Source organism: Leisingera aquaemixtae (assembly GCF_019801145.1).
GTDB lineage: Bacteria > Pseudomonadota > Alphaproteobacteria > Rhodobacterales > Rhodobacteraceae > Leisingera > Leisingera aquaemixtae_A.
The window spans coordinates 1-1,333 of the sequence record NZ_JAHVJQ010000039.1 but is presented as its reverse complement, the minus strand read 5'-3'; the positions used below and the strand labels follow the sequence as shown (position 1 = coordinate 1,333).

Below are 1,333 nucleotides of genomic sequence, written 5' to 3'. Positions count from 1 at the left end.
ATGGCTAAGGAAAAGTTTGAACGTAATAAACCGCACGTCAACATCGGCACCGTTGGCCACGTTGACCACGGCAAGACCACTCTGACCGCGGCTATCACCAAATACTTCGGTGACTTCAAAGCCTACGACCAGATCGACGGCGCACCGGAAGAAAAAGCCCGCGGCATCACCATCTCCACCGCGCACGTGGAATATGAAACCGACGCCCGCCACTATGCGCACGTCGACTGCCCCGGCCACGCCGACTACGTCAAGAACATGATCACCGGCGCGGCCCAGATGGACGGCGCGATCCTGGTTGTGAACGCAGCCGACGGCCCGATGCCGCAGACCCGCGAGCACATCCTGCTGGCCCGCCAGGTTGGCGTGCCTGCGCTGGTCGTGTTCATGAACAAGGTTGACCAGGTCGACGACGAAGAGCTGCTGGAGCTCGTCGAAATGGAAATCCGCGAGCTGCTGTCCTCCTACGAGTTCCCGGGCGACGATATCCCGATCGTTGCAGGTTCCGCTCTGGCGGCGATGGAAGGCCGCGACCCGGAAATCGGCGAAAACAAGATCAAAGAGCTGATGGCGGCCGTGGACGAGTACATCCCGACCCCCGAGCGTGCGGTTGACCAGCCGTTCCTGATGCCGATCGAAGACGTGTTCTCGATCTCCGGCCGCGGCACCGTTGTGACCGGCCGCGTCGAGCGCGGTGTGATCAACGTCGGCGACGAGATCGAAATCGTCGGCATCCACGACACCAAGAAAACCACCTGCACCGGCGTGGAAATGTTCCGCAAGCTGCTGGACCGCGGTGAAGCAGGCGACAACATCGGCGCCCTGCTGCGCGGTGTGGACCGTGACGGTGTTGAGCGCGGCCAGGTGCTGTGCAAGCCGGGTTCCGTGACCCCGCACACCAAGTTCGAAGCCGAAGCCTACATCCTGACCAAGGAAGAAGGCGGCCGCCACACCCCGTTCTTCGCGAACTACCGTCCGCAGTTCTACTTCCGCACCACCGACGTGACCGGCACCGTGACCCTGCCGGAAGGCACCGAGATGGTGATGCCGGGCGACAACCTGAAGTTCTCGGTTGAGCTGATCGCGCCGATCGCGATGGAAGACGGCCTGCGCTTCGCCATCCGCGAAGGCGGCCGCACCGTCGGCGCCGGCGTCGTGTCGAAGATCATCGAGTAATTCGCGTCAGCGAATGTTCGAACGGAAAGGGCGCCCCTGCGGCGCCCTTTTTGTTTGAACGCGATGATCCCGAGACGCGCGCACTAAGACTGTGTCCAAAATCATCGAGTAATCAGGTCTCCTGATACTTGGTAGAAAGGGCCTCCTCCGGGAGGCC

At 62.0% G+C, this 1,333-nt stretch carries 1 protein-coding gene; it reads left to right on the top strand.

All coding sequences use genetic code 11. From position 1 onward, the window contains the following. Positions 1 to 1,176: elongation factor Tu (tuf, locus tag KUW17_RS23180; RefSeq protein ID WP_222482653.1), on the top strand; the 1,176-nt coding region annotated here is incomplete at its 5' end. Between the last annotated feature and the right edge of the window lie 157 nt (positions 1,177 to 1,333).